This is a genomic window from Paraburkholderia lycopersici, from assembly GCF_900096975.1.
Classification (GTDB): domain Bacteria; phylum Pseudomonadota; class Gammaproteobacteria; order Burkholderiales; family Burkholderiaceae; genus Paraburkholderia; species Paraburkholderia lycopersici.
This window is the reverse complement of sequence record NZ_FMYQ01000007.1, coordinates 94,747-120,284: the sequence shown is the minus strand read 5'-3', so window position 1 is coordinate 120,284 and position 25,538 is coordinate 94,747. Positions and strand designations below refer to the sequence as shown.

The window sequence follows — 25,538 nt, the reverse complement described above, 5'->3', positions numbered from 1 at the left end:
AACACCGAACCGCAACTTTACAGACGTGAAGACTATGCCGTGGGCTTCGCGGTCGGCAGTGCCAGAGAAATCGTCAGGCCTGAATCAGAAATTGTCTGCATGGACCCATCATCAAAGTCCCCGTCGCTCAAGAGGATAAACGCCCGCACGTCATCCTCGGCGGAGAGCCGCTGAGCTTCTGCGAGCGCTGGCATGATGCTGCTATTGGTGCCCAAAGCGGCGCGCTCTTTGTCGAACTTCCTTCCCGAAGCCTCGGTCAGGGAGGCGCAAACCTCGGCATTTCCCGCAAACACGATACAGGCGTCCGATAGTTCGCCGGCAGCCACCATCTGGCGCAACTGAGGCGCGGCGCCCAAGACATTATTGATATAGCTGCTAGACAAATCGAGGATTGCCATCGTCCGTGAAGCGAGCCCGTGTGCTTGCTGCAACAGCCTCCGCAACGTACCAAGCCCCGCTCCACGAGGCGCGACATCCAGAATGACACGCGAGTCGGACCCGATTTCAGGGCGAGGAAAGTATTCGAGAACACAGGAGAAGTCGCTTGGTCGAAATTGGTCCATGTATCGTTGGGCCGTGCTTACGTAGCTCGACATCGAATACCCACCTTTCTCAGAGAATTTCGGGTCGACAATCCACACGGGGGTTGTTTCTGCCGCACGGTCCCGCCACAACGAGATATCTGGCATGTCTCCCTTGCTGCGGCGACGAAACAGCTGATAAAAGAGAAACAGTTTTACGTCGTCTTTTGTAATTTCGGCGACTGGACTCGTAGCTTTGGCGTACTTCAGATTCCATACGCGGCTGAGGTTCTCACCACTTTCAACCTCCAACAATTGAACATTGCAACCACCGTCTCCGAGGGTCTTCAAGATAGCGCACATCACCCACATCTCATAGAGTTGAGGCCTATGGCGGAATACATCCAGTCTCAGGAGCTTGGCAATCTCCTTTGCGGGTGTGCGTTTGTGGAGGAACGAAAGAGATTCGATAAAAATCTTAAACCGCTCGATTTCGGTCGAATTGCTTCCGGCCGAACATATCTCTCGTGGCCTTCGTGCGAAATTTACCTCCGATTCAAATTCCTGCAGGTCACTTGATAGCTGCTTTGCTAGGCTTCGGAGTTCCACCAAAACAGGGAAGTCCGCTGGTTCGTCAGTACGGACGCTGACTGAGAGGGCGTTGTCGGCAATGCGCAGAATCTGCTCGAAGTCGTCAAGCGCCTCACGAGAGTATTCACAGACTTCTACATGCTCAAACACCTCACCCCGATACGCGTGTCGTCGGCTAGGCCGTGTCTCCGACCTTTGCTGCGGCTCGGCGTTATACCGAACCCCGAGAAGGAATGGCTTCACAAAAGCTCGAAATTCGGCCTCCAAGTCCCTTTTCACTTGGGCTGACGGGCGCATGTCTTCGGCCCAGGAGATTGCATACTCCAGTTGCTGTGGCTTGACACTTATACTATCTGCAAGAGAAATCACGGATACCGTTGTGCGTGCCCTTACGTCGTTCCGCCCGAGGAATTCGGCAACCTCAGCCAGCATGCTCATCGGACGTGTCAATGCCTCAAATACTGCCATGCAGTACGTTGTCTTCGACACGGCCCGAAAAAGCGCCTGCGGGTCCTTTCTGAAGGATTCTTTGGATACCGCCTCAACCTTGAGGTCGTTGCATACTTGCGACCATTCGCTGTCTGACAGCAGGTCAGCGAGTTTCGCGTATGACTTGTCTTTCAAAATTCCATTCCTCCGTGGAAGTCAATTTACGACGGCCTGCTATGCGGCCGCGTTGACTGAGGGAACCAGTCTCGCATGAACTGGACTGGCGACACAAAGCCCAGCGATGAATAGCTGGTCAATCGAACTGTGTTATCCTGGAGACAGACGCCTTTGACTCATCTGCTCGAGAATTGCAGTGGGAACGGAGCACACATAGATGGACGAACGAAAAAGAGACAGTATTGTGGCCTACCTTCGACGCAGGATGGCCGAACTTGGAATCGAACCAGACGATTTAGCTGCGTCAATCGCGGCAGACCAAGCTAAAATGCGAGCGGCACGTTACCGCGACGCCTTTGGAAATACCTGGGACGGCGAAGGTGACGCCCCTCAGTGGGTGGTTCAAGCGACCAGCGCAGGACAGTCGCTCGAACACTTTGCAATCAGCGCACAATCGGAACCCGCGTCAAGCAAGCGTCCCGGTGTTGATTGGGGCAATGACCCGTTCGCTGGTAGCAGACTGGCAACCATCAAGACGGAGCACCTCGGGGTTGTCTGAGATTTGTCTCCTTGCCCGCTTCGGCCCCTCGGGCATCGTCAATGAAGAGTGCACTCGCCGTCTTCGTCGCGATAGGCATCGATGACGCCCATGCAATAAGCTATCCCGATGCGGGCCGCCGCAGCATGAGGAAAAGGGCCGCCAGGTACCCGCATGACCTCCGCAGTGAGCGGTGCAAGCCGCCGGTCGGACGGGTCGACGATGCGACAGGAGACGTCAGCTTCTCCAGACGAAATGAAGAAAACCTGCACATGAATCTCGAGCCCTAGATAAGTGTCAGTGAACGTCTCCATGTGACGTCTCCACGCGCTCAGTGCAGTTAATCCTAGCACGCCGCAACGATGCATTTGGCGCGCTCGATGGACTCCGTCGCAGTCGTTCGTGGATTTGATGTTCGACATTCGTCGCACGAAAACACGCTTTTTCAGAGCATACGAACAGCTACAACGAAGCGCTCGCGCTCACCGAAGATAGCCAAACGCTGTACCTAATGCCGATGATGAACATCGCTAGTGGCGTTCCCGAGAGGCTGTCTGACACGGGAGCCGCTCAGTATCTGTGGTCGATGCTGATAGAGCGCGTACAACGGTGATTTGTTGCGGCCGGCAACGAGAACAGCGCGCCGGCCGCAGACTTCGGGACCGGGAACAACGCCGCTTAGCCGAGCGCCTGGTTGAGTTCAGCGGCCCTCGTAACGGCTGGTCTCAGTTGAGCGGCAACCTCAGAAAAAAGCCGCTCGATTTGGATGTCTTCGCCGCTTCCCCCCGGCAGAAACTCAACGGACTTCTCCCAGAAAGTACCACTCTGTTCGCCATCGCGCCGGACAGAACAGACGACACCCAATGTCGCACGCTGTGGGTCCTGATAGTTGCCGTTGATGGCCAACTCCAGGCGCACGAACCCTCCCGAATTCGACTGTCGAGGAACCGCCGCCCTCACCATACCTCCCCACATATAGTTGTCGACAGTTCCGTGAACGCCCGTCAAACTTGCGGTGTTCAAGGCAGTCACCAATCGCTCGACGTGCGGCCGCAACTTTTCGCGGATGCGCTCGCCGGTCTCGTTCACTCGCGCTGCCTCGGCGTTACGCTCCATCTGCTCAACTTCCATCTGATACTTGGCCACCGAGAAAACGGCAGCGAAGTCTGATAGGTCAAGACCATCATTACTCGCTGGACCGGTCGGCATCAGCCATGTGTCCAGCTCTTGGGCAAACTCTTCCATGGTCGGCCGCGCGCTCGCCGTGTGACGTGTCGCCGACTCCAACACTGCGTCAAGCAACGGCGCCCTCTCGTCCGAATGGTAGGTGCTCGCCTTCAACGCATCGATGTTTCTCAGAAGCGGTCCTGGAAGTGGAAATTTCTGGCCGGTAATCAAAACCCAGAGTGTCTTCGCGAGCGAATAGCAATCAGCTGGCTCGCCGTCAGCCGAGACAGCCTCGTTGAGCATCTCCGGCGCGATGTAAAACACCGGGCCAATTTTTTCACCCTCGCGCGTCTTGGCCAACTTTCCGTCGAAATCCGCAAGCCCGAAGTCGCCGACGGTCCAGCGCCCCTTATAGCGAAACAGGTTGTCAGGCTTAATGTCCCGGTGTGCGATACCGCGCGCATGAATCGAGACCAAGACTCGGGCGATATCCCGAACACATGAGACCACATCGACGAGGCTGGGATTATCACCAAGCGCGTCTACCAGCGGTTCGGCTAGGTCCATGGCAAACCATGCTTGACCGGGTACACCCGCAGCGGGCACGTCGAACTCAATCACTGGGATGCAGCCAAATTCCTGGCAGCGTTGCATCGCATCGATTTCGTCGCGAAAACGGGCTCGACGAACGTCGTCCCATCGCCCGGAATGAAGAATCTTTATCGCGGCGACACGGTCGCCCTTCACTGCCTTATAGACTTCGCCGTTGCCGCCACGGCCAAGGCGCTCCTGCAACTGCCAACCACCGACTTCTCGTAGCCGGCCCGGTCCACTCGCCATCGCGTCACCTCCTTGTACACACAACCGGCGATTCTAGCTGGATGTCACCGTGTTTCACCGATTCGTCAAGCGTTTCGCGGGAGCGCCCACACTTCGCGCCGCGCGCGTGAGAACACTAACGCTCCTATGCACCTCGAAAATGCTCGACGTATGCTCGGTCGGCGTATGGCACGCAGCTACAATATGCCTACAACCTGCGTGAATCGCCCTTGGTATCGCCTATGACCACTTTGACCACGAATTCGCATCTTGCCTTGATGTATGAACAGGCAGGCGCTTTCCTGAACCTTGACCAGGCAGCTCGCGCACAGTCGGACTGGTTCAGATGCTTTCGTGACGACAAAGACTTCCGCAGCTTCTTCAAGAAGAAGAAGCTGCTCGCGAAAGGCACAAGTTTGCAGGTCACGGTGATTTCACAGATTGCCCGCGCAATCGTCGACTGCATCGAGGAAGGCGAACCGGACTTGGCACCCACCGGGTCTGAAGTGAGCGATATCATGAAGAGCGCCACAGACTTGGCAACCAAGCTGACCGCGGCGCGCCCTTCCTGGCTTACTCCGGATGCCCGGACACGCAGTTTCCAGGAACCGCTGCGGAAGCTCCAGACCATGCCGTCGGTTGTGCCAGTCCGGACAGCTGGCCGCCCGCCGATGACACAGCGCCGAACGCTGATTATCCGGCTCGCCCACGCCATCTGCGAGGCTTGCGACGAAATCCCTATCCGAGTCATTACGGCGGTCGTCGCGCGCGCATGGGAAGAGACCTTGGAACGCCAAGTTTACGAAGTGCTGACTGCCACCGAACGCGTCAGTATCCGAGCGCTCGTCGAAGCGAAGCGCAGGAACGAAGCCGACAGCGAGAACACAGCACATCTGGCAATGAGCCGAGCAAGCATTCCGCGAAACCGTACTTCGCCGGTGCCCGACACCCGCACCGATGCCCAACGGCTGGCTCAAGCTCTCGACATCGTTGGCGGGTGCGCCGACGGGACCGCGGCCATCGTGCTTCACGACGCACTAAGCACTGCGGCCGCCGAACTCGGGTTAGAGCCGGATTCGGCCGAGCAATGAAAAGCTGCGGAAATTGGGCCCGTTTCCCGGCCTATTTCCTCCGGAGAATTTGCGGCCTAATTGGCTTGGTATTTCGGTAGCAACGTTTCGAGCCGACAGGCGAACAATATGCCCTGTCATAACTCGCACTGCATCGAATGCAAAAACACATCAAACCGCATAACTTCCAGCGCTTCGACCGCATTATCGCCAACTGGCCAGACAACACCGCCGAGCATCAGCGCGCGCGCTTGCTCGATGCAATGAGGCTGTGCGCAGGGGTAACGACATTGGAAGCGATGCGGTTCCTCGACATTGTTGACCCTCGGGCACGAGTGGTTGAACTCCGCAAAGAGGGGTATCGCATCAATACGTCGTGGGTAAGCCAACCGTCAGAGTGTGGCCGCCTCCACAATGTCGGGCTGTACACGCTCGCCGCCAACGCAACCGACATCAGCATGGCCGCGAAAGTGAAGCCCGTACTCGAGTCGGGCAGCTCCCAGTTGGTGCTTGCTCTCTGGCACTGATGAGGATACGCGGTGAGGGGCGTGTTCATTTCGCCGCTCACTGTGCGCCCGGCGACGGCAACATCTGCGACGGCCGCCTAATCGGTTCAGTGCTGCCACCGCCTTTCGACGGTATCGGCTGCGGCGAACTCATTGAGCTGCACTGCCTCGTGCTCCACGACCGCCCAACCTTCTGCCCGTGGCCGCCGCGTGGCTATTGCCTTGTGAATAGCGGTGCGCGGACCTGTTGCCAGCCTTGATAGACCTTGCAGTTGAGATTCCCAGCGGCCTTGAGTGAGGCCGGGAAAGGAACCTTGCGGTCGGTTACTGCGGGCTGTACGGAAATCGCCTTGGCGCTTGAGCGGCACTCAATCGCCGCGTCTTCAGGCGCTCTGACTATGCGGCCCGCCACTTCTAGGGTCGATTGATGATGCATAAACGCATCAAAACGTAGCTATACGCACACATTTTGCTCACTTTAAGATACACTTGAGGCTACCTTATGTATGGAGGTAGTGACAATGACGAAACAGCTTCCGCCAGTCACAGACCCGAGCTTCCGGTCAGCTTTGAAAGCAGCGCGGGAAAATATGCGTTTTTCGTATCGTGAACTTGCACGGCGTGCTGGCATTCATGCGGTGATGCCCTCCCGATATGAAAATGCGGATAGCGCGGACGCGACTCTGCCAAGTTTCGCCACGTGGGAAAAGCTCAACGCGGCACTGTTTCCGACTGACGCCGAGGCGGCGGAGTCAATGACGTCGCCAGACGAGGTGCGCCTGAAGGATGCCTCTGTGGAGGAAATCGTCGCCGAGCTAAAGCGTCGCGGCGCCGAATCGGTCGCAATCAACTGGTAACCGCGAGGAGATAGTCAGATGAACAGTTTTGAGAACCTTAGTCCTGACGACCGCAAACGCATGTCATATCTGAAAACTCGTGATGACTGTACACAGTTTGCGAGGAATGTCGGCGACAGACACCCGCATCTCGTGCTTGCGGCACGTCAGCGGTCAGTTGAGGTGCAGGTGAACGCCATGAATCTCGACTCAGCATTGCGTCGCGACATCTGGAGCGTCGTCTACGCGCAGGAAGAGGCTATTTTCGTGAAGCACGGCAGACGTCTGCGCGCCGGCAATACTCGCAAGGTCATCACCAATCGGGGCGAACTGGGCGCTGTCGAGTACGTGGTGAAGCAACCTGGAAGCGAGAGCTTTGAGCTTTTGCATTCTCTGGGATTGGGCGACTACACCTTCGAGGCAGTTGTGCTGCGAAATCAGGAGCATTTTTCTTCTGACGTTGTGGACGCAGCCCGCCGCAAGCTTGATGCCCGGCGAGGCTCGGATACCGCAGGTGTCGCGTGACCAGCAAGTCGAATAATGTGTCTTCAGTCCACAACATCCTACGGGCATCGCGATTCCCCGTAGGGCTCGCACTCGATTGCACACACTCTGCGCGAGCTAACGAATGGTAGCTATCACTCGCATAATCGCCGGCGAAGAGCCTCCGTATGGTCTGTTCCACCTCACGCATACACCGCTCGAAGTGCTGCGCGAAAAAGGGCTGCGTGCGAACGCGCTCGCGGAATACACCGTGCACAAGCTCATCGGGCGCCTGCAGGAACGAATAGCGCCTGCATCAAAGGACGCGGCTTGCCGGTTTGCCCGCACGCACGAGGATTACTACCCGCTCGAATTGAGTCTCTGGGAGCAGTTGTCTATCGCACCTCCGCATTACAGCGGTGTGCTCCTGTCTCTCACGCAGGATGATGCTTTGCTCGGATTGAACGAAACATCCGAACCGAACAGGAAGTTGCGTGCGATGATTCAGTTCTCGCGGAAGTTCGCGCCCGAGGCACTTGAATCGATAGCTCGATTTCACGATGGCGATACCGCTCATGCGCTGGATATATTGGAGCGCGCAACGAAAACGCCATGGCATCTGCTTCGGTTGCGCGAACAGCCTTCTTTAGAGGACGGTTTCTTCTCGCTGCTTGCTCAGCCGTTTCTCGAGGTGAACGGCATCTTGCGTAGTTATGATAGAGGCCCCGATTTACGCCCCGAAGCCCGTGCCATCTGGTTCAACGGCAACATTCCGTTCGAGTGCTTTGAGGTTCTGCCATTGCAGCCTGGCAGAGCACCATAACTACTAGGGGCTTCAGTTAGCGCCCCTTCGCCGACGCTCATCGAGACGAAGCACGTTTCCCGTTCCCGCTCTGAAGAGAATCGTTCGCGCACGGCTGTCGGATAGCACTGTCACCTGCCGCTCCGCAGCCGCGCGCTCTCACTTCGGGGCGTCACTGACGTAGTTGATACCGTAGTGCCGCTCGCGATGGCAGTTCGGACACAAAGCCATTGCGTTCTCGACGCTGTCGTCGCCGCCGTCTGCCAAACGCCTGCGATGGTGCACCTCGAGGTATGGCCTCCCGTCTGAGCGCTCAAACGGTGCCGACTGCCCACATCCTTCGCACGTCCCATCAGCTCGCAGCAGGACTTCCGCAATGACGTCCGGATTCCGCCGGAATGCGCGAGTCAGAACGACAACTTGCTCGGGTTGCCTGTTTGCACTGGCGAGACGTTCTCTACGTTCATCCGCAGAAGACTTCAGGGACTTCTGGACGGCGGCGTTCAGATTCTCAGCGACTGTCTCGTGGAGGGCCATCCCCTTCAGCAACTCAACAAACTCATCGTGCACCTGGTGCAGTGGGGCTTCCGGGCCCTTTGTTTTGCTCTGGATATAGACGATATGGGACAAGAACGTGTCCAGCGCGACCGAGAGAGGACCGGCGCCGTCTTGTGCAATATCCTCGAGGTAGAGCTTCCAAGCGTTGGCCGCGATGGTCGTCGCAAAGCCTCTCGTGCCGCGGCGCATTGCAACGTAGCTTCCGACGTAGCCCTTCGCAGCGCGAGGTGACATTTCAGGATAGGAATCGCGCAATGCTCGTTCGGCCTGCGGTAATTGCAGGCTCCCAGCGACAACCGTGCGGGCCAACTCAAGGGCCAGCCGGAAAGCAGATGAGGGAACAAGGTAACGGGGCATGTCCTGAGTACCGAAAGGAAGCAAGGGTTGAGTTTATTTCACCACTTCTCACGCGTCCGGCGCTCGACTCCGACCGCTGCGCCAGTAACATCCTCAGCTCAGTGCTGCCATCGCCTTCCGAAGGTAATCACGCGCCGCGTCAATCTTGTCGGCGTTTGTGTGGTGAGACAGGTCAGCACGCTCCTTTTCGCCAAGCAAATATGCAGCGTGGTCGCTGGCTTCTTTGCCCGGGTGAGAAAGGCCATGGAACATTCGTTCTTTTTTAGAAAGCCTTCCTTGGTTAGCCACTCGACGCCTTTCGACGTTGCCGGGCCCACCGGTATGAAGACGGCATCCGGCATGGCTTTGGCCATCTTGCCGAAGTGGCCTCGCATCTGCAGGCGCAGCATTGGGTCTCTCTCGGGATGTATCACCCCCCGGAAATTCTCACCTTTGCTGAAGATGGGAAATTGAAACAGGGACGTCGCCTACAATAAGTCGCTCGCCTCGCTGCGCGTGCCGCTGGCACGCGCAGCGAGGCGATATCCCTAAATCTACGCGCCACCTTGCCCAGCGCCCTCTTCGTCTTCCAGCCAGAACGTCGGAACCAGCTTGTGCCCGTTCCGCCACTCCTGGACGAAGTGAATTCCCGTCTGTCCATCCCAGAACTGATGCCCAGCATGGTCGAGTACGATAATCTGGAGGTGGCCTTTATACGTCGATGCAGCGGCGCCAAAGGTTTTGAAGAATCGCTTCACAGCCTCCGAGTCCTCGTCCCGCACCTTGTAATCCTCTTCGATACTGCCGTCCGTGAGCCGCCGCGGGAAATACACCTGACTTGGCTGGTCAAATACGAGCAGTCCCGGAACTGGCGAGTGCTTTTCTCGCGAGAACAAAAGATGGAGCGTCAGAAGTGCCGCGACGTGGTACGTGAGCCAATTTGCACCACTTCCTAGCTGCCAAAGGTAGTCCGAGCCACCGTTTTCATTACTCACCTTGACGGTCAGCTCTTTCATGTCGAGCTGCACCGAGGCATTTTCGTCTTCAGCATCGAGTTTTTCGGCAATCCGCCCCATCCACCCCGTTAGCCGCTTCTGAACCCGCTCAAGCCTTGCCTGATAGGAGTGCCCCGACAGTTCCCCCTTCAACGTTTCAATGCGCGCCAACATCGTGTTGAGTTCGTCTTGTGACGCGCTGCTCTCTCTGCCCTTATATACTTCGAGTGCTTGCTCAAGCGCACCTATGAAACGAGCAGTCTGCGTGACCAGCAACCTTTGCTGCCTCGCTCGCTGATTCCGCGTTTCAATTCCTTTTCTCGTTGCGGCGACTGCGCCGAGTTCATCGACGAGCTCACGCAACTTTTTCTCTAACGCGACCCAGTCGCGGTCGTAGACCGACGGCGCACGCGCAACACGTCGTGCTTCAGACTCGACGACCACAAGCGCATCGACAAGTGTCTCGACTTTCTCGGCGTGACCATCAAGAGACTGACTGCACACGGGACATGCTGCGTCGACTGTCTCTTCAGTGTGAGCCCGCAACCACCTTGAAAGCCCAAGACGTTCCTGTCTTGTACCGAGCGAAAGTTCGAACTGATTGACCGAAGACCGAAGGTCAGAAAGCCGGCTCATGCGATGTCGAACTTCAGCTATTTCGGCATTCAGTTGTGCCTCTTGCTTTGTCAACTGTCCATACTCATCGACAGCCTTCGCGATGACTTTAGCATCTGGGGTCGGCTCGGGTAGGTTTGCTGTCGTCAACCCTGAAAGAGCTTCCAATATCGCGGGTTCTTCAGCATCCTTCAGCGAATCTACAGGCAGAAAGCCGAGCTCATAGGCCTCGGCCACCCAGTTCCCAAGGTTAGCTCGCCAAGTTGCGGATGCGCGCTCGTAAGCAGCCAGCTCTTTTTCCAGAGCGCGCGTGGCTCTGCGAAGGCTTTCATACTCCCATTGCTTCTCGAGGATTTCTGGGGTCGTGACGCCCAAGACGTAGGGAAAAATCGCCCGTAGTTTTTCTCGATGCTCCGTTGTATCCGCACGGTAGAAGAGAACGTCGGGGTTGGCGACCAAATTCTGAGGCTGGAAGCAGAACGCCATCAGGTCCCGGAAGCTGGGTCGACCCGCGAAGCCATTCGTCGAGTTTTGAGCGTCTGTACCGAGACGCGTCAGCCTCGCTAACCGGTCCATCGTCAGCTTGAGCCGGTCGACGTTGGTATTGGCGTTGGGAACATCAAGAGGAGTTTCATCCTCCTTTACGGCCTTGACACACATATCCGTCGAGGTTAGCTGCCTTCCCGGTTCAGGCCGTGCAAGCAGCATTAGCCCTTCATCCGTATCCACCACGATGCCGAACCAGGCCACCGCTTTACGGATGACGCCAACAGGGATTGCGCAGCGCTCAGACCCGAGACAGTAGTCGATGATTGGGATAATCGATGACTTTCCGGTCTTCGATGCCCCTGTAATGATGTTAGCTTTGTTTCGCTCGAACGGAACTACCTGAGGAGCGAGGCCTGCCTTCCTAGGCCACAGGATGAGTTTGATAATTTGCAGCTTCAATCTACAGCTCCAGACGAAAAACGAAGCAGAATTCCCGCAACGAAGCCTCTGCGGCCCAACGTCCCAACTTCTCAGCTGCCTTCATCAGTTCCTTGGGCATCTTCCCGTCCAACGTCGGAGGTGCTGTTACACGAGAACGGAACGTAGCGTCCTCAGCCTGGACGGCGAGCAGCCCAGCCCGTAAAGCGATACCAAGACTTTCACTCGACAGGTCACGCATGCTCAAGACGTTCATTTGTGCGGTCGTCGCGATGGCCTCGTCGTTGTTCAGTTTTTCATCAATTTTGCGCAGCCCCTTCTTGGTCTTGGCAACGACCTCAAGTGTCGACTTGTTGTACAAAAGTGGAATAACGAAGAACGCATAGGGAAGAGGCACGGCCTCCTCCGATTGAGACGCGAACGCACGTCCGAATTGCCATATCAGTGCGGCACCGAGTCCTGGGTTTTGGACCTGCCACATTTCTTTGTTGAGCATATAAGACCTTGTTCGCGGCAGACTAGACGAGCGTCTTCCAATCAGGATGCCACCCAATCTTTAGCTCGTTCGCAATCTCGTGGAAGCTCCCCCGGGAAAAGTACGTTGGAACGCGCACTGTCTGAATTCGCGCCTCTTTCGTCATGCAAAGAAGGAGAAGCTTCACGCCTCGCTGGATTGGTGTCTTATCCGTATGGAGTGTCTTTACTTCCAGTGCGCTCTGGTTCCAATGGTCCTGGAGCTCTTCAACGAATGGCCCGATACTACGCGGGTTCAGATATCCAAGGGCCGCCCACGACGTCCGCGCAGACGACGCCCGCATAAAGTCTTTGACGTAGGCTTCAATCATTTCGTCCTCCAGCTCAAGAACGTTTAGCTGACGGACAAAATTCGAGCCTTCAAGGTGCTCCTCGATTTCGCTTCGATGGGGTGTGAGGGTGTGCTCTGGAAACTCCTTCAGCTTACCCAGAACTCGCTCGTAAACAACGAGACGATATTCCCTGAACTCATCGAAGGGAATGCCGACGACCCGGCGCGCTTCAATCTGCGCCATCACTTGGGTCTTCGTCCAACCAAGAAGGGATTCAGTCACTTCGTCGACATGCTCGTCGCGAACATGCGCCAAAATTTCGCCCCGCACCTCTTTCACTGGGGAGGCAGTTCCTTTCTCGATAGAGAAATAGGTAACGATGGAGGCAATAACTTCATCGTCGTTGGCGAACACTCTACGAAGCTGCTTCACAAGCGCCGCAGGAGTTTCATCGTCAGACTCTGATTCGTCGCCCAAAGATGCACTGCCAGACTTCTTCGCAGCGACCTTGACCGCCTTTTTCACCTCGTTGGTTTCGAGGTCCGAAGCGAAGTGCTTACGAAGCCTGCCAACGAGTTCAATGGCGTCGTCGGTCTTGGTGCAGCGATGCAATTCATCCGCAATCGGGCCATCGTAGGGTTGCGCGACGTACAACACATAGACAGACGCGGCCGGCAAGGAACCTTCACGGCGCGCATCAATCCAGTTGGCTAGGGTCTTCCAAAGCGATACGGCTCTATCCGCAATCGGATTGTGGGCGAGCCCACTCTTATCCTCTTCGGAAATCACTTGACCATCTGCGGTCCGTGTAGAAACGTCGCCAACATGCTCGAATGCGACTACATCACCAGGCCTCGCACGCATGAGATGCCACAGGACTCGAACCTCCTGGACCAGGATGCCGTACGCTTGCCCTGGAACGGACGTACTCCGCTTTTTACCCGACTTCTTCTCGACCTTTTCTTCGGTAGACATGGCAGCTTTTTTACAATGGCATCATTTCTCTGATGACGCCGAGGTGGTCTTTTTTTCTAAACCAGCTGATACATCGCAAACCCATGAGGCGTGACGCCCCTCGCCAAACTGTGCACCCCCGGTCATATGTTGTGGTAAGACACGGATTACGAGCTACGTCAGTCACGCACCCAACCAATTGAGGGTGTCGAAGGCCTCGTCCTCGAGGAATGCCGTTGCCAGAGCCTGCGTGCCGTAAGATTGTGCATGCAATCACACGGCAAATCCATCGAAGAATGCATGGTTAGTTGCTTTCGCGCCTGGAACACGCTGGAAGTTCTCGACGTCATCGAGAGTCTATGCAGAAGGCATATGCACATTACGAAAGCGCCGGTAGACGTGGGGCGCGAACCAGATATTGAAAGGAAATCCAAGCGGCATGACAAAAGACGCGAGAGAGGAACAGGTACGGCTCCTGATGGATGGTTTGCTCAAAACTTTCCAAAATGCCGAGGAGCTGTACATCGAGGCCACGTATCTTGCTGAGCGGGGTTCGCTGCCGCGCGCGGTGCTTCTGCATCAAATCTCGCTCGAAGAGTGCGGCAAGGCGGAAATGCTGTGCACTGCGATATTCTCGGCTCTTCACGGGACCGTCGTCGACATGAGGCAGCTGAAACGTGCGTTTTCACGCCATGAGGGCAAAAACCGAACAAATGCGTATTTCTTACCCTCATCGGTGCAAGAAAGCGAAGCTCGTACGAACAACGACATTGAGGCCGCATCCAAAGCGTTTGAAGACATGCAGTCGCAGTTCCACAAAGAATCCAACACGCTCAAGAACGCGTCTCTGTATGTAGATTTCGATGGGAAGTTTGTCTCGCCGCACGATGTTGTCACACGGGAAAATCTCGAAGAGGTTCGGAAGCGCAACGCCGAATTTTTGTCGCTGACGCATCATAAGTTGAGCGTTGCGGAAGGCTGGGGCAAAGACCTCGACGCTGCGGTCGAGCAACAAACGCTGTTGATGAAGGAGCTGGGACTCGACGGGCTTGACCATACGAACCCCAATGAGCGTAGAGCGGCGGCCAATGGCATCCTTGGAAAAATCGAGGAATTTTTTAAGTCTATACAACAGCCGAGTGACAAGGCCAATCCCGACGGCAAGTAGCCTCTGGCCGCGCCGAAACCCGACATGACAGCGAGGCTCGCACAGCACGAAGTGCAAAAGAACGTCGTCTCAAGCGCCCAACTTGTGCTCGTAGCAAGGTCGGTCCTAGTTATCGAGGACGGCGTACATCGCGTCAAGGCTTGATGCGCTCGGATTGAGCCACGCTTCGATGTTCTCTGGCTTGATGGGGACGATGCAGCGGTCGCGCCGCAGAAGCAAACCACGCGAGGCCGGCTGCATCATTGTCAGCCGCTGTCACGCACACTATTCAACATGCATTGACTGCCCGCTTCTCAGGACTTCTCATCGGCTCTGAGAATTCTCAAATCCTACGAGAATGCCTGATGCAACCGGTTGACATCGCCACCATCTATGCCGGTATGTCAGGGAGCATGATGTTGCTCACGGAGACCTTGGCCGAACCAATGGCCCTCTCCCGTCCAAAGCAGGCGGGCAAACGCTCCAGGCTCCATCGTCGTGCCTAAAGAAAAACAGCGCGCGGGACCCGTCTGCGGTAGCGACGTACACATAGCGACTGCCGCCCCGTCGCGTACGACTGAACTCAATCACGTGAACCGGCAGTGCGGATGCAGGAGCCAGCCATTTTTCGACCTGCCAGCGCAGGGACTTTCCACTCGTGCTTTTCATGTTCCCCTCCGGCAAGTCGGAGGACTATCAACGCTGGGGAGAGCGTGTCCACTCCCCCCGGTTCGTGCCCTGTCTACCGTCGGCAAAAACGCTACTGGCCGATTTGTCGACTCACGTGATTCTCCTGCTGGTTCAGCACGTAGTCCTCCCGCCGGGTGATATGGCTGCCGTCCTGAGTTGCCATGGCGCGCTCCTCCTGTCGAATCCGATGGTCATCTCTATGGAGTCTCGCAGCCTCGGCGTGCGGCATTTCCCCTTCACGCACCTCCTGGTGAATGCGCCGGTCCTGATTCACCAGGCGGTGATTGACTTCCGCGCGACGTGGGTGCGTTGCATCCCAGTGGGTCTGCGCCGACGCGGTGCCAGCGAATGACAAGGCAAGTGCTGCAACCGCCGCGATTTTGTAGGCAACGTTGTGCATGTTCGTCTCCAATTCCGTTGAAGGGACGGCCTCTCGCCGTTCACCTCCTCAACGTCACGGACGACCACAATGTTGACTGTCGAGTTGTGAGTTCTGAAACCGATTATTTCGCGTGAGACGAGACGTCCGAGTGCGTTCGTGGACCGGTCGGGTGTTTCAAATTACACGTCTCGTTACACACAAACACATCGGTAATTTGCGCTCCAAATATATTGGCTTCACTACCGACAAGTGAGGAACGTATGAAACGAATTTTTGCGCTGGTGCTGCTTGCTGCATGTCTCGGAACCGCGTTGAGCGGCTGCATCGTCGTACCTGCGGGTGGTTACTACCACCACTACTAACGTGGCCAACGAAGCCCCCCCTCCTCTGGGTCTCGCAGGTATAAAGACTGCTGCTGGGTATCAGAGAACGTTGGACGTTCCACACGGAAGACGTTAATCTGGAAACACTTCATGAACAGTTTGACCAACGTCAAGGAGCTGGCACATGGAAGTGAGCACCGAAGCACTTGTTGAGATGCTGCGAGAAGTCGAAGCCGATGACCCCATAGACTATGCCGACTTGCCGTTTGGGGAGGAGGACCTCAGACGTCTCGTCTTGGGCTCACTCGTCCAACGGCATCACGTTGTCGAAGGAGATATGTCAGTTTCCGACGTTCATGCAATGTACCTGCTGAGCACCGCAAAGCTTGTTCTCGAAAACACGGTGCTCCACGCTCGCCTGCTTTTGCTCCAAGGGCAACAGGTCGACATCCAGTCGCTCCTCGCCCCGTTCACTCTCAAGGGTAAAAAATAACGAGAGACGAACCGGTCAGCACCACCCTCACACTGAGGGTAGTGCTGACCGGTTGCGCAAGCAAAGACGTCAGCAGGAACGGCCGTAAGGCCTTGACCGGGCACCTTGCTCAGGTGCAGCACAATCTTTTTGCTCAATGGCGTGACAGCCGCGAGAACACGCGAGAAGCATTCGCAACGCGGGGCATTTCTTTGCTTGGGTGACAGCCAGCAGCGACCTATCCTGAAAGTCCCACCCCTGCCACCAGGAGACTCGCCATGCAGCCCCATGCAATCGACGTCGCCTTCGATGGTCCCACGATGTACATCGACCTGTCTGACGGCCGCGCTATCCAACTGCCCCTGCGCCTGTTCCCAATTCTCGACGAGGCATCCAGCGAGCAGCGCGAGCACCTCGCAATCTCACTGGACGGCCAGCAATTGTTCTGGCCCGAGCTCGACGAGGACATGAACGTCACCGCCCTGCTAAACGCTGTTGCGCGCAAGACCATGCATTGAAATATTTGCAAACTCCGGTCTATCACCGTGCCGAATACGCGTCGAGCGGCCCTCCCCACCTTAACCGGCCGCGGACGCATTGATTCGCTCGCCTGATACATGGCGGGCTGCACTTTCGCGTTGTCATGTAAGGTCATCGGGGCCCGTACGAAGAATACGAAGGCCTGCGCGCCAAGGTGTCGAACATGTGGAGGCAAGGATGGGACCAGTCGACTTCAGTGCGTTCGAGCACGAAGGTTGGGAGCGTGTCGCCCAGGACTACCACACGTATTTCGGTGATTTGACTGCCCAGTCGAACCACGCGATGCTCGAGGCCCTTGGCGTGGGGCGTGGCACGCGCTTTCTCGACGTCGCATCCGGTCCTGGCTACCTCGCCGCTGCAGCCAAGCGTCGCGGCGCAGACGTCGCCGGCGTGGATTTCTCGTTCGCGATGGTCGAAAAGGCGAGGCGCGTTTTTCCGGGACTCGAATTCCGCATCGGCGACGCGGAGGATTTGCCATTTCCCGACGAAAGCTTTGGCGCAGTGGGCGTCAGCTTCGGGATGGAGCATTTTCAGCATCCTGAACGTGCGCTCGCGGAGGCATTTCGCGTGCTGCTATCTGGCGGCAGAATTGCCTTTACAGTCGGCGCAATGCCGGATAAGGCCGTCGGTATCGGGATGGTGTTAAAGGCCATCGAGAAGCACGGGACGACCGATGTGCCAGTTCCGCCGGGACCGCCTTTCTTTCGGTTCAGTGATTGGGCGGAATCGAGGCGCGCATTGCTCGAAGCTGGGTTCGTCCACCCGGAGGTGCGGGAGGTGGACCAGACCCTGGTGCTGCGTTCGCCCAATACACCGTATCACGCGCTCATGCGCGGCGGCGTCCGAGTTGCCGCGATTCTGCACGCTCAGACGCCGGCTGCGCTGGCGCTGATTGAACGGGCCGTCGCGCACGAAGCAGAGACGTATCGGAGCGATGCAGGGGAACTGCGGATTCCCATGTGTTGCGTCCTCGCCTCCGCCCTCAAACCTTAGGGGCTAGTTGATTGAGGCGAGGATAGCGCACTACTCCTTGCCAAGAATGCTCTCGAAAATCGACCGAGGTATCTGCCTTGCTGCGGCCCGTGCATCTCTCGAATTTCTTAAGCCTAAATCAGGTTTGCGTCATGGGAGAGATGCGAAACGCACATCGCGTGAATCTGCTGGACGACCGGCTTCCGATAGTCGAGAAGCCAGCCACGATTCAGGTTGAAGAGCTGAACGAGGTCGGCCTCGGCTTGCGAAAACGGCAAATCAAGCGCCTTTAATGCGACCACTCGGCACGCTTCAACGAGTTACGCGCGCTCAAGCCAATCGCATTCAGCGCCGTTGGAGCTGAGCCAGATTTGCGCAGACTCGATGAGATGAAGGGTGCGCAACCATTCGCCGCTGCGTGCAAATGCGAAGAGCTGCCCGACCACAAGGAACGTAATCTCGGCCTTCGTTTCGTCATCCAACTCCTTCATTTCTCGGCTTCCGCTTTCGGCGCAGCTATATTGTGACAATCGCCCTGCGCGGATGTCGCCGAGCGGTGGCTTCGGTGAGCGGCGCTGATGTTTTCGTTTTATGCTTCTGAATGTGGGGTTTGGCCGGTTTAACGGAGTCCGACTTTTTCGAGGAGGTGCATATGCGTCCAGCGAGCGCCAGGTCGGTTCGGCTGGCAGTCGTCACTATTGGCATGCTGATACTGCAACCAGTCGATGCTCAGACATCTGCCCGTCGTACAGAACAACACGCTGTTGGCGTGGAAGCCTTGCGACATTTGCAGGCACGCGTCGCCGGGACGGACCCCTCGAACAACAGTGTGACCTTGCGCGATACTCGCGGCGAGATGGTCGTGTTTGAAATCAGCCCGGTTATCACCGACGTACAGACGTTGCAAATCGGAGACACGCTCAACGTTGCATATAGAAACGCAATTCTGACGCGTATGGACAAGGTTGCCTCAAATGGCATCCGCGAGCAAATCGAAACGGAAGCCATGCAGCCGACGTCCAATGGAGACGTCACCTCAACGCGTAGTGTGCAGTTTGTGGCGACAGTGCTCAAAATCGCCCGGAAGAATCGGGAGGTGACGCTCCGCGGCCCGACTCAGACCCAGGAGTTCGAAGTCGCCTCGACGCTATCGCTCAGCAGTCTGAAAGTCGGCGATACCGTGCACGCCGAATTTATTTCCCCTGTTGTCATTTCGGTTGTCCGGGTCCGCACCGCTCCTCAGTGAGTAGGCAGCGTTGCAAGGCAATATTTCTTTAGCACAGTGCTCCGACCGTTCCATCCACGTGGCGAGGTCGGCCGGCTCGCGCTTGAGGTGCAAGCAGGACGGTACGCAATCTCGGAGCTGGAGGCGATTGCCGCGGAGGGCTACTGGCATCTACAGAAAGACCATGCAATCGTCATGGATGCACGCAAGTCCTTGGGTCGCATACGACGGCGCCTTATGCAGGAGCTGCAGAGAATTGGGCCAATCAAGTGGGAGCGGAGGTGATGACTGGCCCTCGCGGGGATGACCTCGCGAAGCGCAGCCGTACCGCATATGCCACCCACTCCTCCAGGCCATACGGTTACGGCGACGAAGACAGTGTGCCGCGCGATGCAGCGGTTGGCCGGCGTCGCGCGGAATGAGCAGAGTGCCTTATTGTCCAGTGATTGTCAGAGTCCCGCTCGCGGCGGTGCGAACCACAACGCCGTAACTCTGTACGAACAGGCCTAGCACCTGAACTGGAGGGGTATCAGCCAAAGTTCCCGTGAGAGTAAGGTTCGGTGAAAGTTTCTGGTTCAACAGTGGGGACAACGTAGTGCCCAGCTTGTTGAGCGGTGCATTGAGGCTGTAAGTCTGCGCCTCCAAGTAAGCCGGGATTCCTGCGCTTAGCAGCCACCCACCCACGGTGCCGAGCGCACTCTTTGTCGCCATTGTAAAGTCAACGTCCTTTAGCTGAATGGTGTTAGTGGCCTGATTGAAGACAGGTTTAGCCTGAAGATAGGCGGTCCCCGTGACGCTCCCTTTGAAATCAATAGCAATAACCGCGATGCCATCACCGCCATATGCACGCGCACCAGTAGGCTCTGCGGAAAATGGCCCCCACTTGTAGTCCTTTCCGACCAGCGTCTTTGTGAGCTGGCTATTGATTTCGTCCCAACTCGCCACGCCGTCCACAATAACGCTGAAATTGCTCGACGGCGCGATTTTACTGGGGGCGGCTGGAAAGGGCTTTTCCGGTGAAGACTGAGGTGCCGTCGGAGAAAAGTAGATAACGGGAACCGCTACGAGTGCCGCACTCATCGAAATTTGCCCGCCTTCAACATCGGGCGATGTAACGCCGATGTCCTGGGGCGCAAGATTTAGCCAGACTCCATCTCGCAGTTTCACCGGATTGCCCGCTGTTTTCCACGCATTAGATGCAAGCCCTGTTATATCGGTATGGCTCTTGATTTGATTAGACACCTGACCCGACATTGCATCCATCGCGCCTTGGGCTTTGTTCTGTAGCATGCTCGTGACGTTAATGTTGGCGACCGTTATCTTGCACGCATCCTGAATGTTGAGCCCAAACGCTGGATTAGCCTCAAGATGCCAGCCCACCCATGTTACCGGGGCATTGACAGATATTGCGGCTCTCTTCGCCGGGTCGTTATCAAATCCACACGAAGCTTGTCCAATACCAAATACACCGCAACGTTGGCCTAGTCTAAAAAGAATATTCAAGGTCGACGAAAGATTGTTTTGGGCACCTCCGCAAGTGACAGAGCCGTTTTTATACACACCCCACTGGAGACAGTCATGCCCGCTAGGATTTTCCGAGATGGTTCTAGGCACAGCATTGTTAAGCGCGCTGCACAAGGCGGCCTCAGAATATGAGGCCTCGACCGCAATATGTGAAGGAGGCAGCGTTGGCAATACGGCATCCGTACCAGACGCCGGCGCAGGAACCTGAATGTGCGTACAGGCGACGAGAAATATTGCCGTCAGGATTGAAATTAAATGAAATCTACCAGTAGGCAATCTGACAATCGAAGTTACTCCTTTCCCATTCATGTCAACCTCCATGTCTTATTAGTTCACACCATGGCTAGAACCCTGTTATGGATAACTGACACCAAGCAATTACAGAGTATTCAAGAATATCCGCCATACAACGTCTTCAATTTCATTGAATGTGCGCCAACACTCACTCCACACAAAAGTAATCGATGCCAGCCGCATGCACCTGCCCCGGCGAAGCTTCGGGCGCGTCTACTCCCTATTAGTCGGAGACGAGATAGCACCACTCTTGAACGGCTCCACGGGTGACGTTACGAAACATAAAGCCCGTTCACATCAAAAGCGTGAATATTCAAGCTTTAAAGCCCGGAACGCGAAAGCGACTCTTTACGCCCGTGCACGACGACTTGCTGCGCATCTGAAACCGGCATTCACTTGATACGTCCGCTCGCTCTTGAGTTGCAAACCAGTACAGTACGCAATCTCCGAGTTCAGGGTGATTGCTACGCCGCCCTACTGGCAGCTGCAGACGGACCATGCGACCGTCGATGAAGCGACAACTTCATAGGTCGCACGCGGCGGCACCTTGAGCAGGAACAACAGCGAATTGGGCCCATCGCGTGGGAGTGAAAGCGACGCGACAACTAGGTCATCACAAACCCGGCCACCGGAATTGCTGCGCACGGCATTGAATCAAGTTTGATTCAGCGTCAACGCCTTAGAATTCGTCAGCAACAACTACTACTGAAACAATTAATAACACTTGGGTGGATATTCGAAATCAACGGATAAGGTGCGCGAGCGAACATTTCCACGAAGAAACCGTTATGGCACAGGGAAGGTTTAACTATTCTTATTTTGAAAGCCGTTTTCCCTATTGCGCGAACGAATGTGCGAAATGACCATGAGCATACTTCGTATCCCTTCATTTATTCGCTCTCACGTGCGCGTTTTTCGCTTGCTGGGGATTACGCTTTTGGCGCTTGAGTCTCTTGATGGATGCATTGTTGGCACCGTCGCTCCGTTCGCCGTTATCAGACATCCAGACGGCCAAATCACAGTGGCCGGCGGGGCTGGCACGCTTGCACTTGGACCTGGCGGAATCGCTACTGACTGCCGAGCCGCGTGTATCGAGAAAGCGAGTGACAATCAAACGTGTGTAAAGTTTGCGGACGCTGCCGAGCACGTGTGCGGACCGACGCAAGATAAACCAAATGTAGCTGGGACAAGCGAATGAACCCCGCGTATCAACTCTCCAAACATCTGTTATTCGTCGCGCTCCTGTCTGGATGCAGCGGCGTTGAAACGATGAGTCTGAGCATGACAAGAGCAAAGGGGATAGTCAATCAGGAGCTCTGGAAGTGTTCGGCTGCCTGCATTCAAAAAATCCAGGTGGAAGGGGGACGCGAACAATGTGTCGCGTTCGGCGGCGGCATGGCGGAGGTGTGCCAAAAAAATTACGCTGGCACCACGTTTGACCCCGGACAACTAAATGGCAACTATGTGAGCGCAAATCCCACGCAGCCAAACTAAAAATTTTCGCCCGCAGCCTGTAGTACTCTCTTCGATGGTTCAAAACCTTGCCGCGCGGCTTGCTCGAACCACAAACGAGCCAATGGTAGGTTCTTTTCTGTTCCATCACCGTTCTGATACGTGACTGCGAGATTGTGCTGAGCCTCACGAATACCGAGATTCGCTGCGCGGAGATAGGCTTCGTGCGCTAACGCTGGATTAGGGGACATTCCGATTCCGATTTGATACATTCGTCCCAACTGATATGCTGCGCGTCCATCGCCATTCTCGGACTGGACCTTGAAGGCCTCAAATGCCCGCGCGGCGTTATGGCGACTGAGTTCAGCAGAGGCCTCATCGTATGTCAAAGATGATGGTGGCTTCTCTGCTTCCTGAACAGGATGTGGCGTTTTAGGGACTGGTTTCGGTTGCGCAGTCGGGCCCGTCGGCAGCGCACCAACGTAGCTGTCGTAGAAGGCCTTCCATTTTTGACTTCTTAGTTCTGGATTGAAGTCATGAATCATTGAGCAATAGGTTGCGGCCATCATCTGTAAAGCTAGCATTCGGTCGGCGTGGGGAAATTTAGCGAAGACTGCGCTGGATGCAACGGTTGTCTTGTGGGATGTTTCTGAAACCGACGATTGAGCGATGTTGTTGGAGACAGTTCTTATTTCGTTCGTTCCCTCATTCCCCAAGGTGGTCAGTGAAGCTGGCATGGAAGGGCAGACGATGGGTGTGGCCGCTTCACTCCCATGAGGAACGCCCAGCAGAGCAGTGAGCGCCGATATGACGAACCTTTTCCCGACGATGTCGAAGTGCATTCCAAAAAATTCCTTTTCTTTTGTTCGCTGATTTGCTTTCACGGTCGTAATCCTTTAGGCCGATTGGAGATGAGCTATGAAAGGACGTACAAATGTGGAGCGACTTGCTCGCGTCGTAGCGGCTTTCGTGTTGTACTCGCTGGCTCCCAATGCGAACGCAGAAGGGGAAATCACTTGCCCACCAATGCCGCCGCCGGCCGATTCAATTGGGCACAACGTGCAGACTGCTATCTCAGCGAAAGCAGGGACTCTTGGTAAGATTAGTGCGGCCCAGATTGAAGTCAAGACGGAGACGACCGCTCAGAGTCTCTTTGACAAATTTCCCCACGCGGACCGCCTCACGGCGTTGCAAATACTCTCGTCGACCTACTGCAGCATCCTGAAGGACCAGGCAATTAGCCCCAGTGAGAGAGCTAACAGATGGGAGCGATTCCAAGAAAAGACGCTGGAGTTGATGACTAAAGGCTAACGTCATCGCAGTTGACGCGAGCGTGCCCATTTGCCTGCAGCCGACTGGCGGCTGCTAGACCTTTGCCTGGGCTGATTTGACCTGGTTGCGGAATATATGACCTCACACGCTACCCTCCGTGCTGAGTTGGTCAAGAGTTACCCGCGCGACGTCGACGAGTGTGCCATTCAAGTACGACGTCTCTGGATTACTTTGCTCTGACACGAAGGTATGTCCGGCAATATTGCCGAACAAACGAATTCAATATTAGCTATGCGTGAGTCTCAGTAATGCGTGCGCAGCAGGGCGCTCGCGCCCCCCCTCTCATCAGGCGGTAACGCGCTGGGGAGAAGTCTTCGCTGGGGCTTCTGCCAAGCGAGAACGCTGCGATACGAACGTGAGCCAGGGGCACGATGTCTCCGGCTCAGGCCGGTAACGGCTCGAGATTGGCACTGTAGGTTCTGGCCGAATCGTCACTGCCTTGCGTCACATCTTGGGCCGGGGCAACTGCAATCTTGAACACCGAAACCGTGTCCGACAGCTTCGACGATTCCGATTCCAGAAGCTGCGCCGCGGCCGCAGCCTGCTGAACAAGCGCAGCATTCTGGACGGTCACCCGGTCCATCTGAACGATTGCAATGTTCACCTGCTCGATGCCGGTCGACTGCTCTTCCGACGCCAACGCAATCTCGCCAATTAGCGTCGCCACCTGCTGAATGACATCGCGCATAGACGATGTCGCCTCGCCAGCGTCACGCGCCTCACTCGCCCCTCTTTGAATGGTTTCTCCGGAGCCAGCTATCAGTTCCTTGATTTCCTTTGCGGCCGTGGCGCTACGCTGCGCCAAGTTTCGAACCTCCGACGCGACGACGCCAAAGCCTCTACCCTGGTCACCTGCTCTCGCCGCCTCCACCGCGGCATTTAAGGCCAGGATGTTGGTCTGGAATGCAATGCCTTCGATAAGCGAAGTAATCTCGCCAATCCGTCTGGACGCCCGCGTTATATCGTCCATTGTGGCAATCATTCGCTCAACGACTTGTCCTCCGTGTTCGGATATCTCCGCCGCGCGCATGGACAGATTGCGTGCAGCGTGGGCTGTATCCACGTTCTGCCGCACGGCGCTCATCAGGTGCTTCATGCTTGCGGTCGTCTGCTCAAGCGCCGTCGCCTGCAGTTCCGTCCGCGCCGATAAGTCCGCGTTGCCGGCAGCTATCTCGCGCGACCCCGCGCTTACAGACTCGGCGCCTGCGCGTACCTCCCTGACGGTCTCCGATACGCGGTATAGAAGCTTATTGAAGGCTCGTGCAGCAGCACCAATCTCGTCCTGGCGCCTCACCGGAGCAGGCGCGGACAAATCCATGGTTTCGCTAACTCCCTCGAACGTCATCCGCATCCCGTTCAATGCGCGAGTCACGATGCGATATGCCTTGATGCCAAAGGCGCTCACAAACGCGAGGCCCACACCCAAAGCCAGCACCAAGCCCCAAGATGCGTGTACCAGCGTTCCCTTGATATCAGCTTCGTTGCGCTGTTCTGTAGCGTAACGTTCTGCGTCCGCTCGTGCATCGGCGAAGGACACGGAGAACGCCCCTTTGGGCGCCACTATCTCGCGCGCCTTTGAAAAGTCTCCTCGGCTCACCGCGTCTCCAAGTTGGTCTTCAGCAGTTTTGAGCCTGTTTAGGTTCTGGAGAAATCCGTCGCCAAGTTCATGCGCGTCTCTCGTCGCCATGTTCGCCTGCCACGACTTGACTACCGTCTGTGCTCTTTGCTGTGTCCGATTCATGGCCTCGTCAATCGGACTGCGGTCTGGCTGCCCTTCTTCAAGTGCCCGATAAACCTCAGCGCGCAGATTGGCTTCCTCGGACATCAAAGTGGCAAGTTGCTCGGCGGCCGACGGATTCGCCTGAGCTTCGATGCTGCACACAGTCAATCCGAAGACCGTCAGGGCATAAGCGCCGACTGCAAATGGAAAGACCAGTGCAATGGTGACAAGAATAGTTAGACGTCGAGCGATGGTCATGGCGTTGTGAGCTTGAGGCTCATCATAGGTGAGCTGCTAAATCGATGCGACCAACACCGTCTGTACGCGTCGGTCTT

26 protein-coding genes and 1 pseudogene are annotated in these 25,538 nt (G+C 56.3%); 12 read left to right on the top strand and 15 right to left on the bottom strand.

What is annotated here, in order from left to right; translation table 11 throughout:
- Nucleotides 1–32: 32 nt before the first annotated feature.
- Nucleotides 33–1,736: a vWA domain-containing protein gene (locus BLU17_RS10285; RefSeq protein WP_091996624.1), complete on the bottom strand. Its 1,704-nt coding sequence runs from the start codon at nucleotides 1,734–1,736 to the stop codon at nucleotides 33–35.
- A 199-nt stretch (nucleotides 1,737–1,935) separates the two neighbouring features.
- Between BLU17_RS10285 and BLU17_RS10280 the strand changes: the two genes are divergently transcribed.
- A complete protein-coding gene (locus tag BLU17_RS10280; protein WP_091996623.1) occupies nucleotides 1,936–2,277 on the top strand; it encodes an H-NS histone family protein in 342 nt (113 codons plus the stop codon).
- A 38-nt stretch (nucleotides 2,278–2,315) separates the two neighbouring features.
- Here the strand turns inward: BLU17_RS10280 and BLU17_RS10275 are convergent, their stop codons facing one another.
- Nucleotides 2,316–2,570: a hypothetical protein gene (locus BLU17_RS10275; protein ID WP_091996622.1), complete on the bottom strand. Its 255-nt coding sequence runs from the start codon at nucleotides 2,568–2,570 to the stop codon at nucleotides 2,316–2,318.
- 364 nt (nucleotides 2,571–2,934) lie between these two features.
- Nucleotides 2,935–4,263 carry a serine/threonine-protein kinase gene (locus tag BLU17_RS10270; RefSeq protein WP_091996621.1) on the bottom strand — a complete coding sequence of 443 codons (1,329 nt, stop codon included), beginning with the start codon at nucleotides 4,261–4,263 and terminating at the stop codon, nucleotides 2,935–2,937.
- Between the two features lie 221 nt (nucleotides 4,264–4,484).
- Here BLU17_RS10270 and BLU17_RS10265 point away from each other — a divergent pair, with 221 nt between their 5' ends.
- From BLU17_RS10265 to BLU17_RS10245, 5 genes are all read left to right on the top strand, one after another.
- On the top strand, nucleotides 4,485–5,333 hold the full coding sequence (locus BLU17_RS10265) for a hypothetical protein (RefSeq protein ID WP_143189216.1): 849 nt from the start codon (nucleotides 4,485–4,487) through the stop codon (nucleotides 5,331–5,333).
- A 137-nt stretch (nucleotides 5,334–5,470) separates the two neighbouring features.
- Entirely contained in the window at nucleotides 5,471–5,839 is a 369-nt protein-coding gene (locus BLU17_RS10260; RefSeq protein ID WP_091996619.1) for a helix-turn-helix domain-containing protein, read from the top strand.
- 500 nt (nucleotides 5,840–6,339) lie between these two features.
- The gene (locus BLU17_RS10255) at nucleotides 6,340–6,675 is read left to right on the top strand and encodes a helix-turn-helix domain-containing protein (RefSeq protein WP_091996618.1); all 336 of its coding nucleotides are present in this window, start codon (nucleotides 6,340–6,342) and stop codon (nucleotides 6,673–6,675) included.
- An 18-nt stretch (nucleotides 6,676–6,693) separates the two neighbouring features.
- Nucleotides 6,694–7,179, top strand: a complete 486-nt coding sequence (locus tag BLU17_RS10250) for a hypothetical protein (protein WP_091996617.1) — start codon at nucleotides 6,694–6,696, stop codon at nucleotides 7,177–7,179.
- A 103-nt stretch (nucleotides 7,180–7,282) separates the two neighbouring features.
- Nucleotides 7,283–7,960, top strand: a complete 678-nt coding sequence (locus BLU17_RS10245; RefSeq protein ID WP_091996616.1) for a hypothetical protein — start codon at nucleotides 7,283–7,285, stop codon at nucleotides 7,958–7,960.
- A gap of 138 nt (nucleotides 7,961–8,098) precedes the next feature.
- Here BLU17_RS10245 and BLU17_RS10240 read toward each other — a convergent pair whose 3' ends face one another.
- From BLU17_RS10240 to BLU17_RS10220, 5 genes are all read right to left on the bottom strand, one after another.
- Nucleotides 8,099–8,854 carry an HNH endonuclease gene (locus tag BLU17_RS10240; protein ID WP_245746792.1) on the bottom strand — a complete coding sequence of 252 codons (756 nt, stop codon included), beginning with the start codon at nucleotides 8,852–8,854 and terminating at the stop codon, nucleotides 8,099–8,101.
- A gap of 98 nt (nucleotides 8,855–8,952) precedes the next feature.
- Nucleotides 8,953–9,243 (bottom strand): hypothetical protein, encoded by a 291-nt coding sequence (locus BLU17_RS10235; RefSeq protein WP_091996614.1) that lies wholly within the window; start codon nucleotides 9,241–9,243, stop codon nucleotides 8,953–8,955.
- 144 nt (nucleotides 9,244–9,387) lie between these two features.
- Nucleotides 9,388–11,391 carry a DUF3732 domain-containing protein gene (locus tag BLU17_RS10230; protein ID WP_091996613.1) on the bottom strand — a complete coding sequence of 668 codons (2,004 nt, stop codon included), beginning with the start codon at nucleotides 11,389–11,391 and terminating at the stop codon, nucleotides 9,388–9,390.
- Nucleotide 11,392: 1 nt separating this feature from the next.
- Complete coding sequence (locus BLU17_RS10225; RefSeq protein ID WP_091996612.1) at nucleotides 11,393–11,866, bottom strand: three component ABC system middle component; 474 nt, start codon at nucleotides 11,864–11,866, stop codon at nucleotides 11,393–11,395.
- 22 nt (nucleotides 11,867–11,888) lie between these two features.
- On the bottom strand, nucleotides 11,889–13,151 hold the full coding sequence (locus BLU17_RS10220) for an ABC-three component system protein (protein ID WP_091996611.1): 1,263 nt from the start codon (nucleotides 13,149–13,151) through the stop codon (nucleotides 11,889–11,891).
- Nucleotides 13,152–13,569: 418 nt separating this feature from the next.
- Here BLU17_RS10220 and BLU17_RS10215 point away from each other — a divergent pair, with 418 nt between their 5' ends.
- Nucleotides 13,570–14,298, top strand: a complete 729-nt coding sequence (locus tag BLU17_RS10215) for an AbiV family abortive infection protein (protein WP_091996610.1) — start codon at nucleotides 13,570–13,572, stop codon at nucleotides 14,296–14,298.
- Between the two features lie 105 nt (nucleotides 14,299–14,403).
- Here the strand turns inward: BLU17_RS10215 and BLU17_RS34525 are convergent.
- Nucleotides 14,404–14,502 (bottom strand): annotated as a pseudogene (locus tag BLU17_RS34525) (SOS response-associated peptidase family protein); the annotation flags it as partial.
- Between the two features lie 535 nt (nucleotides 14,503–15,037).
- Nucleotides 15,038–15,367 (bottom strand): hypothetical protein, encoded by a 330-nt coding sequence (locus tag BLU17_RS10205; protein ID WP_091996608.1) that lies wholly within the window; start codon nucleotides 15,365–15,367, stop codon nucleotides 15,038–15,040.
- 489 nt (nucleotides 15,368–15,856) lie between these two features.
- On the opposite strand from BLU17_RS10205, the gene BLU17_RS10200 reads away from it, so the two are divergent.
- The 3 genes from BLU17_RS10200 to BLU17_RS10190 all read left to right on the top strand — a co-directional run bounded on the left by BLU17_RS10200 (nucleotide 15,857) and on the right by BLU17_RS10190 (nucleotide 17,677).
- The gene (locus BLU17_RS10200) at nucleotides 15,857–16,165 is read left to right on the top strand and encodes a hypothetical protein (protein ID WP_091996607.1); all 309 of its coding nucleotides are present in this window, start codon (nucleotides 15,857–15,859) and stop codon (nucleotides 16,163–16,165) included.
- A gap of 257 nt (nucleotides 16,166–16,422) precedes the next feature.
- Nucleotides 16,423–16,662, top strand: coding sequence for a DUF2442 domain-containing protein (locus BLU17_RS10195; RefSeq protein WP_091996606.1), 240 nt, complete (start codon nucleotides 16,423–16,425; stop codon nucleotides 16,660–16,662).
- A 199-nt stretch (nucleotides 16,663–16,861) separates the two neighbouring features.
- Nucleotides 16,862–17,677 (top strand): class I SAM-dependent methyltransferase, encoded by an 816-nt coding sequence (locus BLU17_RS10190; RefSeq protein WP_091996605.1) that lies wholly within the window; start codon nucleotides 16,862–16,864, stop codon nucleotides 17,675–17,677.
- 113 nt (nucleotides 17,678–17,790) lie between these two features.
- Here BLU17_RS10190 and BLU17_RS33090 read toward each other — a convergent pair whose 3' ends face one another.
- Nucleotides 17,791–17,934, bottom strand: a complete 144-nt coding sequence (locus BLU17_RS33090; protein ID WP_176929007.1) for a hypothetical protein — start codon at nucleotides 17,932–17,934, stop codon at nucleotides 17,791–17,793.
- A gap of 42 nt (nucleotides 17,935–17,976) precedes the next feature.
- Nucleotides 17,977–18,147 carry a hypothetical protein gene (locus BLU17_RS33085; protein WP_176929005.1) on the bottom strand — a complete coding sequence of 57 codons (171 nt, stop codon included), beginning with the start codon at nucleotides 18,145–18,147 and terminating at the stop codon, nucleotides 17,977–17,979.
- Nucleotides 18,148–18,308: 161 nt separating this feature from the next.
- Here BLU17_RS33085 and BLU17_RS10185 point away from each other — a divergent pair, with 161 nt between their 5' ends.
- A complete protein-coding gene (locus BLU17_RS10185; protein WP_143189215.1) occupies nucleotides 18,309–18,902 on the top strand; it encodes a copper-binding protein in 594 nt (197 codons plus the stop codon).
- A 411-nt stretch (nucleotides 18,903–19,313) separates the two neighbouring features.
- On the opposite strand, the gene BLU17_RS10175 is transcribed toward BLU17_RS10185, so the two are convergent.
- On the bottom strand, nucleotides 19,314–20,714 hold the full coding sequence (locus BLU17_RS10175) for a DUF4403 family protein (protein WP_176929003.1): 1,401 nt from the start codon (nucleotides 20,712–20,714) through the stop codon (nucleotides 19,314–19,316).
- A gap of 1,179 nt (nucleotides 20,715–21,893) precedes the next feature.
- On the opposite strand from BLU17_RS10175, the gene BLU17_RS32280 reads away from it, so the two are divergent.
- Nucleotides 21,894–22,193: a hypothetical protein gene (locus tag BLU17_RS32280; protein WP_143189214.1), complete on the top strand. Its 300-nt coding sequence runs from the start codon at nucleotides 21,894–21,896 to the stop codon at nucleotides 22,191–22,193.
- Here the strand turns inward: BLU17_RS32280 and BLU17_RS10170 are convergent.
- Both BLU17_RS10170 and BLU17_RS10160 read right to left on the bottom strand, forming a co-directional pair.
- Nucleotides 22,190–23,035, bottom strand: a complete 846-nt coding sequence (locus BLU17_RS10170) for a tetratricopeptide repeat protein (RefSeq protein WP_143189213.1) — start codon at nucleotides 23,033–23,035, stop codon at nucleotides 22,190–22,192. The two genes, BLU17_RS32280 and BLU17_RS10170, sit on opposite strands and share 4 nt — an antisense overlap.
- 830 nt (nucleotides 23,036–23,865) lie before the next feature.
- The gene (locus BLU17_RS10160) at nucleotides 23,866–25,461 is read right to left on the bottom strand and encodes a methyl-accepting chemotaxis protein (RefSeq protein ID WP_091996599.1); all 1,596 of its coding nucleotides are present in this window, start codon (nucleotides 25,459–25,461) and stop codon (nucleotides 23,866–23,868) included.
- Nucleotides 25,462–25,538: the final 77 nt, after the last annotated feature.

Bases quoted from the DNA above. Each gene is read 5' to 3' on its own strand.
- BLU17_RS10280 (WP_091996623.1), top strand. From the start codon at position 1,936: ATGGACGAACGAAAAAGAGACAGTATTGTGGCCTACCTTCGACGCAGG.
- BLU17_RS10275 (WP_091996622.1), bottom strand. From the start codon at position 2,570: ATGGAGACGTTCACTGACACTTATCTAGGGCTCGAGATTCATGTGCAG.
- BLU17_RS10270 (WP_091996621.1), bottom strand. From the start codon at position 4,263: ATGGCGAGTGGACCGGGCCGGCTACGAGAAGTCGGTGGTTGGCAGTTG.
- BLU17_RS10265 (WP_143189216.1), top strand. From the start codon at position 4,485: ATGACCACTTTGACCACGAATTCGCATCTTGCCTTGATGTATGAACAG.
- BLU17_RS10260 (WP_091996619.1), top strand. From the start codon at position 5,471: ATGCAAAAACACATCAAACCGCATAACTTCCAGCGCTTCGACCGCATT.
- BLU17_RS10255 (WP_091996618.1), top strand. From the start codon at position 6,340: ATGACGAAACAGCTTCCGCCAGTCACAGACCCGAGCTTCCGGTCAGCT.
- BLU17_RS10250 (WP_091996617.1), top strand. From the start codon at position 6,694: ATGAACAGTTTTGAGAACCTTAGTCCTGACGACCGCAAACGCATGTCA.
- BLU17_RS10245 (WP_091996616.1), top strand. From the start codon at position 7,283: ATGGTAGCTATCACTCGCATAATCGCCGGCGAAGAGCCTCCGTATGGT.
- BLU17_RS10240 (WP_245746792.1), bottom strand. From the start codon at position 8,854: ATGCCCCGTTACCTTGTTCCCTCATCTGCTTTCCGGCTGGCCCTTGAG.
- BLU17_RS10235 (WP_091996614.1), bottom strand. From the start codon at position 9,243: ATGCTGCGCCTGCAGATGCGAGGCCACTTCGGCAAGATGGCCAAAGCC.
- BLU17_RS10225 (WP_091996612.1), bottom strand. From the start codon at position 11,866: ATGCTCAACAAAGAAATGTGGCAGGTCCAAAACCCAGGACTCGGTGCC.
- BLU17_RS10220 (WP_091996611.1), bottom strand. From the start codon at position 13,151: ATGTCTACCGAAGAAAAGGTCGAGAAGAAGTCGGGTAAAAAGCGGAGT.
- BLU17_RS10215 (WP_091996610.1), top strand. From the start codon at position 13,570: ATGACAAAAGACGCGAGAGAGGAACAGGTACGGCTCCTGATGGATGGT.
- BLU17_RS10205 (WP_091996608.1), bottom strand. From the start codon at position 15,367: ATGCACAACGTTGCCTACAAAATCGCGGCGGTTGCAGCACTTGCCTTG.
- BLU17_RS10200 (WP_091996607.1), top strand. From the start codon at position 15,857: ATGGAAGTGAGCACCGAAGCACTTGTTGAGATGCTGCGAGAAGTCGAA.
- BLU17_RS10195 (WP_091996606.1), top strand. From the start codon at position 16,423: ATGCAGCCCCATGCAATCGACGTCGCCTTCGATGGTCCCACGATGTAC.
- BLU17_RS10190 (WP_091996605.1), top strand. From the start codon at position 16,862: ATGGGACCAGTCGACTTCAGTGCGTTCGAGCACGAAGGTTGGGAGCGT.
- BLU17_RS33085 (WP_176929005.1), bottom strand. From the start codon at position 18,147: ATGAAGGAGTTGGATGACGAAACGAAGGCCGAGATTACGTTCCTTGTG.
- BLU17_RS10185 (WP_143189215.1), top strand. From the start codon at position 18,309: ATGCGTCCAGCGAGCGCCAGGTCGGTTCGGCTGGCAGTCGTCACTATT.
- BLU17_RS10175 (WP_176929003.1), bottom strand. From the start codon at position 20,714: ATGAATGGGAAAGGAGTAACTTCGATTGTCAGATTGCCTACTGGTAGA.
- BLU17_RS32280 (WP_143189214.1), top strand. From the start codon at position 21,894: ATGAACCCCGCGTATCAACTCTCCAAACATCTGTTATTCGTCGCGCTC.
- BLU17_RS10160 (WP_091996599.1), bottom strand. From the start codon at position 25,461: ATGACCATCGCTCGACGTCTAACTATTCTTGTCACCATTGCACTGGTC.